The 14,641-nt window shown below is 34.3% G+C and carries 18 protein-coding genes; 4 read left to right on the top strand and 14 right to left on the bottom strand.

All coding sequences use genetic code 11. The features are described from left to right. Window positions 1–64: 64 nt before the first annotated feature. Window positions 65–238, bottom strand: a complete 174-nt coding sequence (gene rpmF, locus HNQ35_RS04730) for a 50S ribosomal protein L32 (RefSeq protein WP_146935500.1) — start codon at window positions 236–238, stop codon at window positions 65–67. Window positions 239–274: 36 nt separating this feature from the next. Further along, complete coding sequence (locus HNQ35_RS04725) at window positions 275–814, bottom strand: YceD family protein (protein ID WP_146935498.1); 540 nt, start codon at window positions 812–814, stop codon at window positions 275–277. Window positions 815–985: 171 nt separating this feature from the next. On the opposite strand from HNQ35_RS04725, the gene HNQ35_RS04720 reads away from it, so the two are divergent. Beyond that, a complete protein-coding gene (locus HNQ35_RS04720; RefSeq protein ID WP_146935496.1) occupies window positions 986–2,200 on the top strand; it encodes a nucleotidyltransferase in 1,215 nt (404 codons plus the stop codon). 13 nt (window positions 2,201–2,213) lie between these two features. On the opposite strand, the gene HNQ35_RS04715 is transcribed toward HNQ35_RS04720, so the two are convergent. Beyond that, complete coding sequence (locus HNQ35_RS04715) at window positions 2,214–3,242, bottom strand: SepM family pheromone-processing serine protease (protein WP_146935494.1); 1,029 nt, start codon at window positions 3,240–3,242, stop codon at window positions 2,214–2,216. A gap of 177 nt (window positions 3,243–3,419) precedes the next feature. Here HNQ35_RS04715 and spoVV point away from each other — a divergent pair, with 177 nt between their 5' ends. Then, window positions 3,420–4,631, top strand: coding sequence for a dipicolinic acid transporter SpoVV (spoVV, locus tag HNQ35_RS04710; protein ID WP_146935491.1), 1,212 nt, complete (start codon window positions 3,420–3,422; stop codon window positions 4,629–4,631). Between the two features lie 56 nt (window positions 4,632–4,687). Here the strand turns inward: spoVV and coaD are convergent, their stop codons facing one another. The 6 genes from coaD to HNQ35_RS04680 form a co-directional block, all read right to left on the bottom strand. Next, window positions 4,688–5,173 carry a pantetheine-phosphate adenylyltransferase gene (coaD, locus tag HNQ35_RS04705; RefSeq protein ID WP_146935489.1) on the bottom strand — a complete coding sequence of 162 codons (486 nt, stop codon included), beginning with the start codon at window positions 5,171–5,173 and terminating at the stop codon, window positions 4,688–4,690. Next, window positions 5,170–5,733: a 16S rRNA (guanine(966)-N(2))-methyltransferase RsmD gene (gene rsmD / locus HNQ35_RS04700; RefSeq protein WP_146935487.1), complete on the bottom strand. Its 564-nt coding sequence runs from the start codon at window positions 5,731–5,733 to the stop codon at window positions 5,170–5,172. The genes coaD and rsmD overlap by 4 nt, the downstream gene beginning before the upstream one ends. Window positions 5,734–6,050: 317 nt before the next feature. Continuing rightward, on the bottom strand, window positions 6,051–6,332 hold the full coding sequence (locus HNQ35_RS04695) for a YlbG family protein (protein WP_146935485.1): 282 nt from the start codon (window positions 6,330–6,332) through the stop codon (window positions 6,051–6,053). Window positions 6,333–6,370: 38 nt separating this feature from the next. Next, complete coding sequence (locus HNQ35_RS04690; protein ID WP_146935483.1) at window positions 6,371–6,805, bottom strand: YlbF/YmcA family competence regulator; 435 nt, start codon at window positions 6,803–6,805, stop codon at window positions 6,371–6,373. A gap of 79 nt (window positions 6,806–6,884) precedes the next feature. Continuing rightward, entirely contained in the window at window positions 6,885–7,274 is a 390-nt protein-coding gene (ylbD, locus tag HNQ35_RS04685; RefSeq protein WP_146935481.1) for a spore coat protein YlbD, read from the bottom strand. Between the two features lie 80 nt (window positions 7,275–7,354). After that, window positions 7,355–8,407 carry a CAP domain-containing protein gene (locus tag HNQ35_RS04680; protein WP_246118034.1) on the bottom strand — a complete coding sequence of 351 codons (1,053 nt, stop codon included), beginning with the start codon at window positions 8,405–8,407 and terminating at the stop codon, window positions 7,355–7,357. Window positions 8,408–8,608: 201 nt separating this feature from the next. On the opposite strand from HNQ35_RS04680, the gene HNQ35_RS04675 reads away from it, so the two are divergent. Beyond that, window positions 8,609–8,974 carry a YugN family protein gene (locus HNQ35_RS04675; protein ID WP_146935477.1) on the top strand — a complete coding sequence of 122 codons (366 nt, stop codon included), beginning with the start codon at window positions 8,609–8,611 and terminating at the stop codon, window positions 8,972–8,974. A 156-nt stretch (window positions 8,975–9,130) separates the two neighbouring features. Further along, window positions 9,131–10,189, top strand: coding sequence for a sporulation integral membrane protein YtvI (ytvI, locus tag HNQ35_RS04670; RefSeq protein ID WP_146935475.1), 1,059 nt, complete (start codon window positions 9,131–9,133; stop codon window positions 10,187–10,189). A gap of 47 nt (window positions 10,190–10,236) precedes the next feature. Here the strand turns inward: ytvI and HNQ35_RS04665 are convergent, their stop codons facing one another. From HNQ35_RS04665 to ctaD, 5 genes are all read right to left on the bottom strand, one after another. After that, window positions 10,237–10,692, bottom strand: a complete 456-nt coding sequence (locus HNQ35_RS04665; protein ID WP_146935957.1) for a DUF420 domain-containing protein — start codon at window positions 10,690–10,692, stop codon at window positions 10,237–10,239. Between the two features lie 30 nt (window positions 10,693–10,722). Then, a complete protein-coding gene (ctaG, locus tag HNQ35_RS04660) occupies window positions 10,723–11,634 on the bottom strand; it encodes a cytochrome c oxidase assembly factor CtaG (RefSeq protein WP_146935473.1) in 912 nt (303 codons plus the stop codon). 160 nt (window positions 11,635–11,794) lie between these two features. Beyond that, the gene (gene ctaF / locus HNQ35_RS04655; RefSeq protein ID WP_146935471.1) at window positions 11,795–12,118 is read right to left on the bottom strand and encodes a cytochrome c oxidase subunit IVB; all 324 of its coding nucleotides are present in this window, start codon (window positions 12,116–12,118) and stop codon (window positions 11,795–11,797) included. Between the two features lie 3 nt (window positions 12,119–12,121). After that, window positions 12,122–12,745: a cytochrome c oxidase subunit 3 gene (locus HNQ35_RS04650; protein ID WP_146935469.1), complete on the bottom strand. Its 624-nt coding sequence runs from the start codon at window positions 12,743–12,745 to the stop codon at window positions 12,122–12,124. 2 nt (window positions 12,746–12,747) lie between these two features. Continuing rightward, the gene (gene ctaD / locus HNQ35_RS04645) at window positions 12,748–14,619 is read right to left on the bottom strand and encodes a cytochrome c oxidase subunit I (protein ID WP_246118033.1); all 1,872 of its coding nucleotides are present in this window, start codon (window positions 14,617–14,619) and stop codon (window positions 12,748–12,750) included. Window positions 14,620–14,641: the final 22 nt, after the last annotated feature.

Here is a 14,641-nt window from a genome sequence, read left to right as displayed (position 1 = left end):
AGTTCAAGAAAAAAACAGATTACTTCAATAAGCAACCTGTTTTTACTAAGTTGTATACACTATTTTACTCAGCCACAACTTCTTTTCCATCATAATGGCCGCATGCTTTACATACATGATGCGGTTTAGTTAATTCACCACAATTTTGACATTCTACTAATCCTGGTACATGTAGTTTTTTATGCGTACGGCGTTGATTTTTTACCTTTTTTGATGTTCTTCTTTTAGGTACTGCCATGACACACACCTCCTTTAAAGAAAAGTGGATCTATTGTTACTTTTCTTTTTTATCTTTTTCAAGTAGTGATTGTAACTTTTTCATACGGGGATCAATCGTTTGCTGTTGTGATAATTCGCTTTCAGAAACAACTTGCCACCCGTGGCCTTCTTGAGGTACATTGTTCTCTTTATCAACTTCGTCAGAAATCACTCGAAAAGGAATATCTAACAAGATATTTTCCTTTATATAAGGTGCTAAGTCAAGCACTTCTCCTTGAACAGGATGAATTTCCTCTTCTTCTTCAGCTTCTGTTAAATATTCCGAAGTTGAGAAAACTTCAACAGCATTAATATCGAAAGCATATGGTACATCCACTAGTGTTCGTGCGCATGGTAAAATCATTTCACCTTGAATACGTAGTGTAAAAATAATCTGCTTGCCACGAACGATACAATCTCCTGTTACATAAGCAGTTTGAATATCGCGAATGTCATCATTTAATGTCTTTAAATCAGAAACATCCATATCCTCTTTAAAATGAAACGACCTGTTATGAGCTGTATTTTTGTTAATTTGCGCTAAAGAAAACTTCATGATAATCACCTCAAGGCAACAAGAATAATTTTATATAGAAATTCACATTTTGTCAATACGAATGATAACTTCAATTAATACTTTTATCGCTTTAACTTGATACATGAGATAAAAAACATTTTTTGATAAACTAATTAAACAGTTACTTTTATTTAAGAAGGAGATGGATATATGAAATCATGTGGTCTAGTCGTTGAATATAATCCATTTCACAATGGACATCTTTATCATGTGAAAGAAGCACGAAAAATCACTCAAGCTGATGTGATCATTGCCATTATGAGCGGTTCCTTCTTACAGCGTGGAGAACCAGCCATTGTAGACAAATATCATCGTACAAAAATGGCGTTACAATCTGGGGTTGATCTTGTAATTGAATTACCTTACGCCTTTGCAGTGCAAAACAGCCGATTATTTGCTAAAGGTGCAGTCCAACTTTTACACGCTTTAAATAGTACACATATCTGTTTTGGCAGTGAATCAGGAAAAATTGACCCTTTTATGACCCATTATAAACATATGAAGCAAAACAAATCTCAATATCAGCATACACTTAAAAGCTTGTTATCTCAAGGTCTATCGTTTCCAGCAGCTAGTAAACATGCATTAGAAATAACTTTACCTGAACTGTCTCTTGATATAACAAAGCCAAATAATATTCTCGGCTTTAGCTACGTGAAGGAAATCTTAGATGCAAATTTACCTATTCAAATACATACGATTAAACGAATTCATAACGACTATCATGATGTTAAGATAACGAACTCTATAGCTAGCGCTACAAGTATTCGAACTGAATTATTCAAAGAAAAGTCCAGTCAACAAGCGATTCAATCAACTATTCCGCAAACAACACATAAACAATTAATGTCCTATAAGAAAAAAGTCGGCATCTGGCATCATTGGGAGCATTATTTTCCGTATTTGCATTACCAAGTTATAAAAATGTCAACCAATGACCTCGCACAAATAGAAGGGGTCGACGAAGGAATTGAACATCGCTTAAAAAGAACTGCCACATCAGCAAATTCCTTTACCGATTGGATGGAACAATTAAAAACAAAGCGATACACATGGACAAGATTACAAAGAATGTTTGTCCATATCCTTACACATACAACTAAACAACAGTTAGAGCCTTTAAAAGAACTGAATAAAATGCCTTATATTCGTGTTTTAGGGATGAATACAATTGGACAAAAATATTTAAATGAGCAAAGAAATAGAAGGATTGCCCCGTTCATTTCTCGTTATAGTAGCAACATGCACCCATTATTAGCAATTGAGGAAAAAGTTTCTCGTGTTTATTATTGCCCACTTCCGCATAACAAACAGAAAAAAATGATTCGTCAGGAATTTCGCGGTCCCATTATAGAACGAAATTAAAACCGATTCCCTATTATTTAGGGCTCGGTTTTAATTGTTGTAAATAACGTAATGCATCTTCAAAAGTATCAACTGGAATAATTTTCATATCTGTTCCAATTTGTTCAGCCGTTTGCTTAGCTACTTCATAATTAGAGTCTTTTCGCCCATTTTCATTTGCGGCAAAGAAAATATCACAGCCTTTACGATGAGCAGCTACTACTTTCTTATCTATTCCGCCAATCCGATGAACTTTACCATCATAATCAATTTCACCTGAACCAACAATATTTAATCCCTTTGTTAAATCTTCTTCAGTTAATTGATCATAGATTTCTAATGCAAACATAAGCCCCGCACTAGGCCCCCCTATATTTCCACTTGAGAAATGAACTTCAGGTTTAACATTGACATGACGATCAGTTACGAGTTTAATACCAATACCAACTTTATCTTCTTGATCCGCAAATGCTTCTAATGTGATTTTTTTAATAAGTGGCTTATCATCTCGCAGAATATCTAACGTTATAGAATCCCCTGCCTTTTTTCCTTCAATATATTGAATGAGGTCATCTGCCTCATGAATTTCATGCCCATCAACGCCCACAATGACATCACCGGATTTTAGTATTCCACTTGCAGGCATATCATCAATAACAGAAACAACGTATACTCCGTTATATTCAATATCGATCGGCTTATTAGCTGCCTTATAGGCAACGATAACTGAAGCCTGTTGAGAGCTTTCCATCATTAACAACTGTGAGTGAAAATATTCTTCTTCATCGACACCTTCTGGAATAACTTCATCAATTGACACAATTTCTTGATGTGGCAAGATTTTAGCTAATAAGTATTGCATAGGTGTAGCAGGTCCACCTCTAACAGTAACAAGATGCATTTCTCCCGCGCTATTATACCCTCCTTCTACAGAAACAATCGGTTTGAGTGAATCAGCTTCACCTGGTTTATAAATATAATACGGCAGCTGATATAACGATAAAAATACTCCAATTAATAGAGCAATAACAAAAGAAAAGATTGACCTTTTAGTAATTTTCATATACGGACCCCTTCCGATCTTCATTAACAATCGTCTCATAAAAATGGCATAATTAATGACAACCTATGCGTATATTGATAAAGACATGCTAATACATTTTCACTTTACTATTTATGCAATACTCATATTTTACTACGAGAAAAATAAGAAGTACACTTTCAAGATTTAGGAGGAAATATGTTGATTCAATGGTTTAAAACTGTCCTTTTATCAAGCTTTGTACTTATAATGGTTGTTTTGCTCGTCATATTTCCTGAACAAGCATATAATGCAAGCCTTCTTGGTTTGAATATGTGGTGGGAAATCGTTTTTCCTTCACTTCTACCATTTTTTATTACCGCTGAATTATTATTGAGTTTTGGTGTGGTTAAATTCTTTGGTCGACTTTTAGAACCAATCATGCGACCTCTCTTTAATGTTCCAGGTGTAGGAAGTTTTGCCTGGTTAATGGGAATGGTAAGCGGGTATCCGACTGGAGCTAAAATTTCAGCTAGGCTACGGGAAGAAAAAGAATTGACACAAATAGAAGCTGAACGGCTTGTTTCTTTCACAAATGCATCTAGCCCTTTATTTATCTTTGGAGCGATTGCTGTCGGTTTTTTTCATGATGTTACTCTTGGTTTACTCATCGCTATAGCTCACTATGGTGGTAATTTAATCGTAGGAATATGTATGCGTTTTTACGGACGTTCTAAAGATAAAAAAGTGAACAGAAAAACAACCCGTAAAGTCGATTGGAAGTTAGCTTTAAAAGATATGCACCACTTTCGCATAAGAAATAAAAGACCTATCGGCATGATTTTAGGAGATGCGATTATACAGTCTATCAAAACTTTAGTTATGGTAGGTGGCTTTATCATTTTATTTTCAGTATTAACAGAGCTGTTCAACTTAATCCATTTCACGACGTTTATTTCTGATATCGTTGGTATCTTATTTAATGTATTGTCGTTGCCGCTTGAGTTAAGTTTTCCTTTTATTTCAGGCATATTCGAGATTACTATAGGTGTTCATTTAATCTCACAAGTGGACATCGATGCCTTATTACAAAAATTAGTCGTTGTTAGTTTTTTTCTCGGTTTCAATGGTTTCTCGATACAAGCTCAAGTAGCGAGTATGCTTGCCAGTACTGACATCCGTTTTAAACCTTATTTTTTTGCAAGATTACTGCACGGATTAATTGCAAGTCTGTTAACAATTTTACTATATCAGCCACTATATATGGTTCGGAAACAATCTATAGCAACAGACGTTCCTGTCTTATATCCCATAAATGATTTCTTTTTGTATGAATGGTTAACCTTATTGAAACAGTTCGGTCCTTTATTTACATTAATATGCCTTTTTCTTGCTTTAACTATTTTACTTAAGCGAATGATCAAGTATTAAAAAGTCCTGTGACATATTTTTATACGTTAATATGAGTTTTTCACAGGACTTTTGTTTTATAATAAATTGAATTTCTTCCTAAGTGCTAATTCTACTGCCTCAGGAACAAGCTCAGACACAGACGCTCCGTATTGAACAACTTCTTTTACTATACTTGAACTTAAGAAAGAATACTGATTATTTGTCATCATAAATAATGTTTCAACTTGATCATCCAAACGGCGATTCATAGATGTAATTTGCATTTCATACTCAAAATCACTAACAGCACGTAAACCGCGTAAAATAACTTGAGCGTTTTTCTTCCTCGCATAATCTATTAATAATGCATCGCTAGAATCTGCTTTGACATTCGGTAAATGTTTCGTTGTTTTTTTAATTAAGTCTAATCGTTCTTCAACAGAAAATAATGGTTTTTTTGATTGATTATTGAACACAGTTACGATGACCTCATCAAAAATACGTGCACCTCTTTCAATAATGTCTAAGTGACCGTTTGTAATTGGATCAAAGCTACCTGGACAAATTGCCAATCTCGTCATTTGTTTTTCCCCCTTGTATAAATCGTAATGCCTGATGTATCCCCATAGTGATGCTGTTTTATTTGATATATGTTGTTTATCTCTTGTGGCAAATGTTCTTTCACATCGTGTTCACAATATATGTAACCATTCTCAGCTAATAACTGGCTAGAAGTAATCGTTTCCAATAACAAGCAAATATCAATCTTTTTATATGGTGGATCTAATAAAATTAATTGAAATGTTAAGCCCCTTTTATGAATCGCCTTTAAAGCCCGAAATGCATCGTTACGATAAACCTCGACATGTTCCGTGACTTTTAATGTTTTTAAATTTTGTTTAATCGTTTGAATCGCTTTTCCACTTTTGTCTATAAAAATAGCCTCATCTATTCCTCGGCTTAATGCCTCAATCCCTAAGGAGCCACTGCCAGCAAATAAATCTAAACAACGACCACCGTTAAAATAAGGACCAATCATATGAAAAGCAGCTTCTTTCACTTTATCTGTCGTCGGTCTTGTCGTTTGACCAGGTACAGAGTGGAATCGTCTTCCTTTATATTTTCCTGCAATCACACGCACATAACCACCTCAAACTACATCACTCGACATTTATCCTACCATAAAGCATTGTTTTTTTGCATGTCATAACCCTTTTAAATTTTATATTTACCGAAATAGCAATATTAAATTTAGAAAACATTTATGTATATATTTTATCTTTATGTCTAAAATAATAAATGAGACAGCTACATATTATAGCTGTTTAGAACACGGAGAAGACTTAGACTTCCCCATAAGTTCTCTCCGGTTTCTCCTCTCCCTTTGCCTCTTTGTTTTTAGTATGAAAACAAAGAGACCTGCAGAGATTTATTCTGCAGGTTTTTTTATGTTCATTATCATAATGATGTTGATTTATAATCATATTGCTTCGCTTTATCAGGCATAACATATTCAAATGTTGTACTGACGAAAGGTTTATAAGATCTTTCTACCTTAGATACGAATGGATACTCTAGTAATCGCCGTTCAATATCGGCTATTTTGTCTTGATCAACATAGACTACGGCATATTTCATACGGTTTGATGCATAAAGCAAGTGACCGTATCGCCTTATTTTTTTTAGATTTTTTCTATGTTGAAACCATACAATGATTCCTTGGCGCTCGATTAGCTCCATCTTAATTTCTTACCTCACTTATCACATTTTCATATCTATTATGATGCTTGACATCCACAGCTTCCACCAGACCCACAGCCACATGCACCATCTATTATTCCATCTTTTGGTACCAAGATATGTTCACTTACACTATGAGCAATCAACTCACTAATATCATCCAGTAATCTTTGTAACTCTCGTTCTGCGACTTTAAACGAGGCGACCTTTTCATTTAAGTCCATTTGGCGCTTCTTCGCCCTAACTTCTCTCATTATTTGATTATAGTCCGGATGATATCGTCCAAAACGTTGCACTTCTTCATAAGTTGCTTTTATATGAACAAAAGCTTGAATGAGCTCCTGTGCCTCTTGATCATGTATTAAATGATAATGCGCTTCTTTATAAGCGTTGTACGCCTCTGATTGAAGAATCATATCGGTCAATTGTTCAGCTTCGTCGAGTAACTCTATCATTTCTTGATTTACAATCATGGCATCCACCTCCACATCCCATTCTACCATAATCAAGTGCATTATTTTCGACTTTTAATTCATTTTTATATATTATAACCTAGTCTCTAAAAAAGTTGAACATTTGATGTGTACGTGGCTGTCTTGTGGTAGGCTCCTGCTGGCGTTTATATTGATTTATTAACTGTTGGACGGTTGATAAAGTTTTATTAAGTTGACTAACTTGTTGTTGTACTTTATCAAAGTCAATTTGACTTGTTAAGTTCATAATTTGTGAAAACAGTTCAGATTTTTTTCCTTTTGTTACTTCCGCTAATTTTGGTTGTTTAAATTGCTCCCAATATTCGTCATCTTCACCAAGTAAAATCCACTTTTCATAGTATTCTTGCCATGGGCGGCCTGTCTTTCGAATGTTCGCAATGAGACGTGGATGTTTATTTATAAACGCTTTAAATTCTTTAACAGTTGGATCTAATTTCCAAGTACCCATATCACTCACTCCATACAATTGCATTCTCACTTTAAACTACTATTATGATATGAGTTTATGAGGTATATGTGATCATACAATTACGGTTTTCCTAAAAAGTTTTGCGTATAATATAATCGATAAACACCGACACCTAAATGTGTATACTGTTTGTTTAATAAAGCTTCTCGATGTCCCTTACTATTTAACCATCCAGCCATAGCAGATGGTGCATCAGGGTACTGTGCTGCAATATTTTCACCAGCAACTAAATAGTATACATCTTTCTCTTGTAGTCTCTCTTTTAACCCACTGCCATCCAAGCGATAATGGGAAAAATATTGATTATTCTCCATATCTTTACTATGTGCATATGCAACTTTACTTACATTGTCGTCCCAAGAAACATGATCAACACCAAATTGTTTACGAAATATATTTGTTATATCAAAGATCTGCTTTTCCATCCCTTTTTCTACTTTTCGCCACTCCTTATCTGTTAATTCTTTTACTTTCGGTAAATGACCACGATACATCATTTCATATGGGCGATGTTTTAATAAAATATCACCTGTTAAAACGCGAATTGCCGATAATTGATTTTTAATCGTATCAAAATATAATTGTATAAATACATCTTGACTCAATTTAATTAATGGACGAGCCTTTATTTCCTCATCGGTTAAATGAAATTGATAACTATTTAATTTCTCTAAATACGATACTTCTTTTATAAAAGCTATATCTTGATTGATTTCTTTATATGTTTGTCCAATTTCAAACGGCTCAATAGAAATGTCTCCAGTACCATATACAGTTTTTATCGTGCCGTCTTCAACACCAAATTGTAAATAATAATCTTTATCTGAATAAACCCACCATTCATATCCATAAGCACTTAAATCTTGACGCTCAGGCTTACCATATTCTCTTTTTAGTGAGTCAGACGTTTTACCAATCCATTCATATATTGAACCAGTGTATAGTTGATTAAATAACTTTTCATTAGGTAACTCTTTTAACTTTACTTCGCTTTTTTTCTCTACAAGAGGCCAATCTATTATTTTTTGAGACGTTTCATTATGTTCATATACATAAATAAGACTTATCAAAACAACGAGCATGATAAATCCACTTATCATTTTGTATCTCACCATTATCACCCTTTCTATCTAATATATATGGATGAAATAAAGATGATATACCTATATGATAACGAAACGATTCATTGTCATATAAGCAATTTTACGTCACGAGCGCAAGCTTACCAGATGAATCACATCCATATTAATTGCAACTTATACGTTTTCATACTATGATTATTTAGAAAGGACTAAACTTGCGAGGTGAGATAAATGAAGTTGGAAAATTTAGGCATAGAGGATTTAACAGTTGACCTAAAACCGCTCGATCATGTTATGGGAAAACATGCCTTTATCCGTGCCGATCAATGGGATTATGAGCGTGTTACTTATGATTATAAAATAGGCTCACAAGAAAAAAACATTACATATTATGTTCGTATTCAAGGGTATGCGATTGAAGGAAATGTTGATCGTCGCGATGCTGTCATTAAATTAATGACACCATTACTAGGTAAACATTATTATCCTCATGGTATTGAGTACGGTGAAGAAGAAAATTTCCCAAAAAATCTTATTGAACGTGCTAAAAATTTAATTAAAGAAGCAAAAGAAGAACTAATTCAATATAAAAAATAACTTCATTATGCATTGTGCATCACTAACCGACTGTGAATGATGAAACAGTCGGTTTTTTAAACAAAAAATCTCATTAAACGTCTATTCACATATCATAAAACATGATATATTTTTTTATAGATTGATTTGGAGGATGGAAAGGAGTCGACGATTCGATTGTTTCGAAAAATAACTAAACGACATTGGACATTAATTATTTTGTCTATCCTATTAATTCTAACTTTTTATTTTATTTTACCGATATCTATCCCCCTTGTCGTCGCCTTTATAACAGCTCTTATTTTAAATCCAGCAGTACAGTTACTGGAGAAGAAATTTAAGCTTTCACGACAAATATCGGTCATCATCATTTTCTTTCTTTTTATTGTGTTAATTGGTATACTCGGAACATTTACTATTATGATTACCGTCACACAAATCGTTAACTTTGTAGAAAAAGTGCCCACTTATTTTAAGCAACTTCATCTTATTTATTTAGACTGGGAAGCACATTTTCGACAATATGCACGAAATTTACCACCTGAATTTGTTAAGCAAGTGACAAATAGTTTTCAAGAAAATTTAACAGCATTATCAGATAAAGCCCGTGAAATTTTTACAATTGATAATATAGCACAAATTGTTTCAAAAATACCGCAGTATTTAATTAGTTTAATCGTTTATATTATTGCGCTCTTTTTATTTATGATTGAACTACCCATCCTTAAAGTAGAAACGATGAACTTGATGAAAGAATCAACTGCTGAAAAAGTGAGATTCATGGGCAAAAGATTATCAGAAGTTATGCTTGGATTTCTTAAGGCACAGTTTTTATTAAGCTTAATTATTTTTGGTGCATCTTTAATTGGATTATTTATGATCGCACCTGATGTGGCAATTATCATGTCATTAATTATTTGGATTATCGACCTTATTCCAATCGTTGGTTCGATTATAATCTTAGGACCATGGTCATTATTTATGTTTTTAACAAATAATGTAACAATGGGAATTCAATTGGCTATTTTAGCCATTGTTTTACTTGCTATTCGCCGGATTGTAGAACCAAAGGTGATGGGAAAACAAATAGGTCTATCACCACTTATTACACTTATTGCGATGTTTCTAGGATTAAAGCTCCTTGGATTCTTAGGATTTATTCTAGGCCCTCTTATCGTCATCACATATCGTTCTGCTAAGGAGGCAAATATTATTAATTGGAACATTAAAATTTAACAAAATAAAAGGGTGTGGTAATGGTTACCACACCCTTTTATTGTAATTTATGTTCCTAAGATTGCTTTAATTAAACTTGTTGTGTCTCCACCTTTATAAAATACATATAGTAAAAGATAAACCATTACGCCTGTAATGGCTGTAAAGAACCAAATAATGCTAGTTATAGGACCGATTTTTTCGTGTTTCTTAATATTTCTCTTGAAAGCTAAAACTAATGTGACAATACCAAAAACAGCACCCGTTGTTGCTAAGAAAATATGAAAGAACAAGAAAATCGTATAATAAATTTTAACATCATCTGGTCCACCGAAACTTGTATTTCCAATAAAAACGGTTCTAGATAAATAGATGATAAAAAACAATAACGCACTTATTACAGCTGCTATCATCGTCTTTTTATGAGCTGCTTTTTTATCTTTAACAATCAAAATCCAACCAATTGCCACTAATATAGCACTAATAATAATAAAGGCTGTACTAATTGTTGGTAATACTGGCATATTCAATACTCTTCCCCTCTTATCAATTTGTTATTGTGATTCTGGCGCATCCGTTGGTACGGGATCTGTCTTAAGTTTATCCGCAGAAAACCAAGCATAGAAAATTTGTGTCAAGATAATAAAGTATGTGATTTCTTGTATGATTTTCATAATAATACCACCAAGTTGTTGATCATCTAAAAGGCTCAGCGGTGAAAACATTTCAGGTCCAGATAGTTGTGACGGTAAACCAATTAATACATCACCTGGAACACAAAGGCTAAGGGCCTGGATCCAAGCACCATGGGCTGTATAAGCTTCATATAATGGTACATCAGCAAAAATAATTAATGCACATGCTGGCGTAATTAACACAGCATTACCAAACACATAGAAAATCTTAACCAGTGGTTTTAAACGATCAAATTCCTTTACTGGAGACATGACTGGCATAAACATAATAAAAGCAGCAAACAATAAAATTAATGTACTGATTGTATGTGCGACGATCGATGATTTTGTAAAATCAAATACTGGTGGTATATGATATAAAGAAAATAAGCCGTTAAATAATAAAATAGCGATAATAGGTTTCGTTAAAAAATTCAAAACTGGAAAAATAAAAGGTTGATAAATAATTTTCTCCCAGAGCCATTTTGGTAGAGATTTAATTACTAAAATTGGAACTGCTAAATATAATAAAGCCATTTGTGTCATATGAAATGTTAACATAATATGAGATAGCAAATCAACTGGCGATCCTTTTACAATATACAATATAATCATAGCTGTGTAAAATTGAACTTGTTGTTTTACCGTTGGCTTATCTACATTCGCTCCTCCAATCTTATGGCGATAAGGACCAGTAAAGATATAATAAAGAAAACTTAAACCAAGGACAAAGGTAAAGAAATAAGGGCTCCACAAAGCACGGAATCCAAATATTTGTAACTCAAGCCACATAATATCATCTCCATAGATGTGAATCATTCCTACTAGTATACATCATATAGTATACATCATATTTACACTATATTCATGTGTTTAATTTGTCAAAATAACGACGAATTACAAACATAAAAAGAGACCAGGACATATTCCTGATCTCTTTTAATTTAATCTGTTACCACCAAACAGCAGCAACTAACCCAAAGACAGTTAAGAATGCTGCCCATGTGCCCCCGATAATCATAACAGCAGGCAACGCATGTCCCTTTTCCTTCATATGCATAAAGTAAAAAAACTGGAAAGCAACCTGAACAGTCGCTAGTATAAACAGCAGGAATACTGCAAAGATTCGATCCATAACTCCGCTTGCAACAATTGCAAAAGCAATAATTGTCGAAACAATCATTAGGGCAAAAGAAATAACATTGCGTTTCATTTCTTCTTTATTTTTCTGCTTATGATAATCAGTTAATTGGTTGGTATTGGTGTTTTCTGTCACGACTTAACCCACCTTTCCCATTAAGTATACAACAGTAAATACAAAGACCCATACGACATCAATATAATGCCAGTATAAGCTAAATGTATTAAATTTCGGTGCGTTGTATAAGTTGAGTCCTCTTCTCGCATTGCGAATCATAATGACAATTAACCAAGCAATTCCAAACGTTACGTGTCCCCCATGGAAGCCAACTAACGTGTAGAAAGCAGATCCAAATGCAGAAGAACGGAATGTAAAACCATACTCCGTAATATAATGTGTAAACTCATAAATCTCTAACCCTAAAAAGCTAAGACCTAGTAAACCTGTAATCCCAAGCCATAATTGCATCTTTTTAAAATCATGATTTCTCATGTGATACATAGCGTAAACACTAGTTAATGAGCTTGTTAGTAATAGAACAGTCATAATAAAGACGAGTTCCAGTCCGAAGAGTTCTTCGGACGATGGACCTCCTGCTGTTGAGTTTCTAAGTGCGATGAAAGTACCGAATAAACTTGCAAATAATACTGTTTCACCGCCAAGGAAAAACCATAAACCAAGAAATTTATTTTTACCTTCAAGGGTGGCCTTTTCAGGTGAATGTGGTAATGATTTTGGATTTAATAACTGATCATGATTCATGTTTACTCAGCCTCCCCTTTTAATTCCTCTTTCGTAATATAATGTCCTAGATCATCCTGAACAGATCTAACAAGCATAGCTAGTAATGAAATTGCCATACCACCGAAAAGAGCGATATACCATAATTTATTGTCTGTTTGGTAAATAAAGCCAAGCCCAGCGATGAAAAATCCGACAGACATAATAAATGGTAAAATTGATCCGTTTGGCATATGAATATCTTTAAGTGGATGTGCTGGAATCATCTTTCCGTTACCTTCAGTTTTCTCTAACCACAGGCAATCTAATCCACGAATTAAAGGTGTTTGCTTCCAGTTGTAATGTTCTGGTGGTGAAGCTGTTGTCCACTCTAATGTACGACCATCCCATGGGTCATTAGCTGCTTTTTCACCTTTTAACCACACATAAATGGCATTTATGATAAACACGATAACCCCAACAGCCATTAAAAATGCACCAATTGAACTAATCAAGTTTCCAGTATCTAAACCTTGATCTTCTAAGAATACCCAGTAACGGCGTGGCATTCCCATTAATCCAAGGAAGTGTTGGATAAAGAACGTCATATGGAAACCGATAAAGAATGTCCAGAATGTAATTTGTCCTAGCGTTTCGTTTAACACTCGACCAAAGATTTTTGGCCACCAATATGTTAATCCCGCGAAAATACCCATTACAGTTCCACCAACAATTGTATAGTGGAAGTGTGCAATAACAAAATACGTATCATGGTACTGATAGTCAGCTGCAACTGTTGCAACCATGATACCTGTCATTCCACCAATAGTAAATGATGGAATAAATCCAATCGCCCACATCATAGCAGAGTTAAGTTTGACACTTCCACCCCACATCGTTGCAAGCCAGTTAAAGATTTTTATTCCTGTTGGAACAGCAATTGCCATCGTTGCAACAGAGAAAATAGTGTTAGCAATTGGCCCCATACCTACTGTAAACATATGGTGAGCCCATACCATAAATCCTAAAAATGCAATTAACATCGTTGCAAATATCATTGAAGTATAACCAAAAATACGCTTCTTAGAAAAAGTAGAGAATATTTCACTAAATGCCCCAAACACAGGCAAGATTAATATATAAACTTCTGGGTGACCGAATATCCAGAATAAATGCTGCCAAATAATTGTGTTACCGCCGAGTGCAACGTCAAAGAATGCAGCACCGAACATACGGTCAAACTGTAATAAGAATAATCCAACTGTTAATGCTGGGAATGCAAACAGAATTAAGATACTTGTAATAAATGTTGTCCATGTGAATAGCGGCATGCGCATATATGTCATTCCTGGTGCACGCATGTTAATAATCGTAACTAAGAAGTTGATTCCACTCATTAATGTACCAGCACCAGCAAGCTGTAGACCCATCACATAATAGTCGACACCATGACCTGGTGAAGTAGTAGAAAGTGGTGCATATGCAGTCCATCCAGCATCAGGTGCGCCACCAAAAAACCAACTTAAATTAAGTAACAGACCTCCTAAGATAAATAACCATACACCGAGTGCGTTTAAAAATGGAAATGCTACATCACGCGCTCCTATTTGAAGTGGCATAATCGCATTCATTAAACCAAGTAATATCGGCATTGCCGCTAAAAATATCATTGTTGTACCATGCATTGTAATGACTTCATTATAAAATCCTGCTGTTACGAAGTCATTTTCTGGTACTAATAATTGAATTCTAATAATAAGCGCTTCAATACCACCGAGAATGAAGAAAAATGCTCCACCAAAAATATATAAATGAGCAATCTTCAAATGATCGACAGTCGTTAAATAATCCCACAGTACAGCACCGATACTTCTTTTCTGTGCTTTTACACTGCTTTCACTAACTGCTATACTCACAGATTTAACCTCCCTAAATCAT

Source organism: Cerasibacillus quisquiliarum, from assembly GCF_014202495.1.
Classification (GTDB): domain Bacteria; phylum Bacillota; class Bacilli; order Bacillales; family Amphibacillaceae; genus Cerasibacillus; species Cerasibacillus quisquiliarum.
This window is presented reverse-complemented; position numbering and strand designations above follow the sequence as displayed.

What these genes read in the sequence shown, in the direction of transcription:
- HNQ35_RS04665 (WP_146935957.1), bottom strand. Translation starts at nt 10,692, where the DNA reads ATGCCAGTATTACCAACAATTAGTACAGCCTTTATTATTATTAGTGCT.
- HNQ35_RS04675 (WP_146935477.1), top strand. Translation starts at nt 8,609, where the DNA reads ATGAAGTTGGAAAATTTAGGCATAGAGGATTTAACAGTTGACCTAAAA.
- HNQ35_RS04690 (WP_146935483.1), bottom strand. Translation starts at nt 6,805, where the DNA reads ATGATTGTAAATCAAGAAATGATAGAGTTACTCGACGAAGCTGAACAA.
- HNQ35_RS04695 (WP_146935485.1), bottom strand. Translation starts at nt 6,332, where the DNA reads ATGGAGCTAATCGAGCGCCAAGGAATCATTGTATGGTTTCAACATAGA.
- HNQ35_RS04725 (WP_146935498.1), bottom strand. Translation starts at nt 814, where the DNA reads ATGAAGTTTTCTTTAGCGCAAATTAACAAAAATACAGCTCATAACAGG.
- ylbD (WP_146935481.1), bottom strand. Translation starts at nt 7,274, where the DNA reads ATGGGTACTTGGAAATTAGATCCAACTGTTAAAGAATTTAAAGCGTTT.
- HNQ35_RS04650 (WP_146935469.1), bottom strand. Translation starts at nt 12,745, where the DNA reads ATGAATCATGATCAGTTATTAAATCCAAAATCATTACCACATTCACCT.
- coaD (WP_146935489.1), bottom strand. Translation starts at nt 5,173, where the DNA reads ATGACGAGATTGGCAATTTGTCCAGGTAGCTTTGATCCAATTACAAAC.
- ctaG (WP_146935473.1), bottom strand. Translation starts at nt 11,634, where the DNA reads ATGTGGCTTGAGTTACAAATATTTGGATTCCGTGCTTTGTGGAGCCCT.
- HNQ35_RS04720 (WP_146935496.1), top strand. Translation starts at nt 986, where the DNA reads ATGAAATCATGTGGTCTAGTCGTTGAATATAATCCATTTCACAATGGA.
- spoVV (WP_146935491.1), top strand. Translation starts at nt 3,420, where the DNA reads ATGTTGATTCAATGGTTTAAAACTGTCCTTTTATCAAGCTTTGTACTT.
- HNQ35_RS04715 (WP_146935494.1), bottom strand. Translation starts at nt 3,242, where the DNA reads ATGAAAATTACTAAAAGGTCAATCTTTTCTTTTGTTATTGCTCTATTA.
- rpmF (WP_146935500.1), bottom strand. Translation starts at nt 238, where the DNA reads ATGGCAGTACCTAAAAGAAGAACATCAAAAAAGGTAAAAAATCAACGC.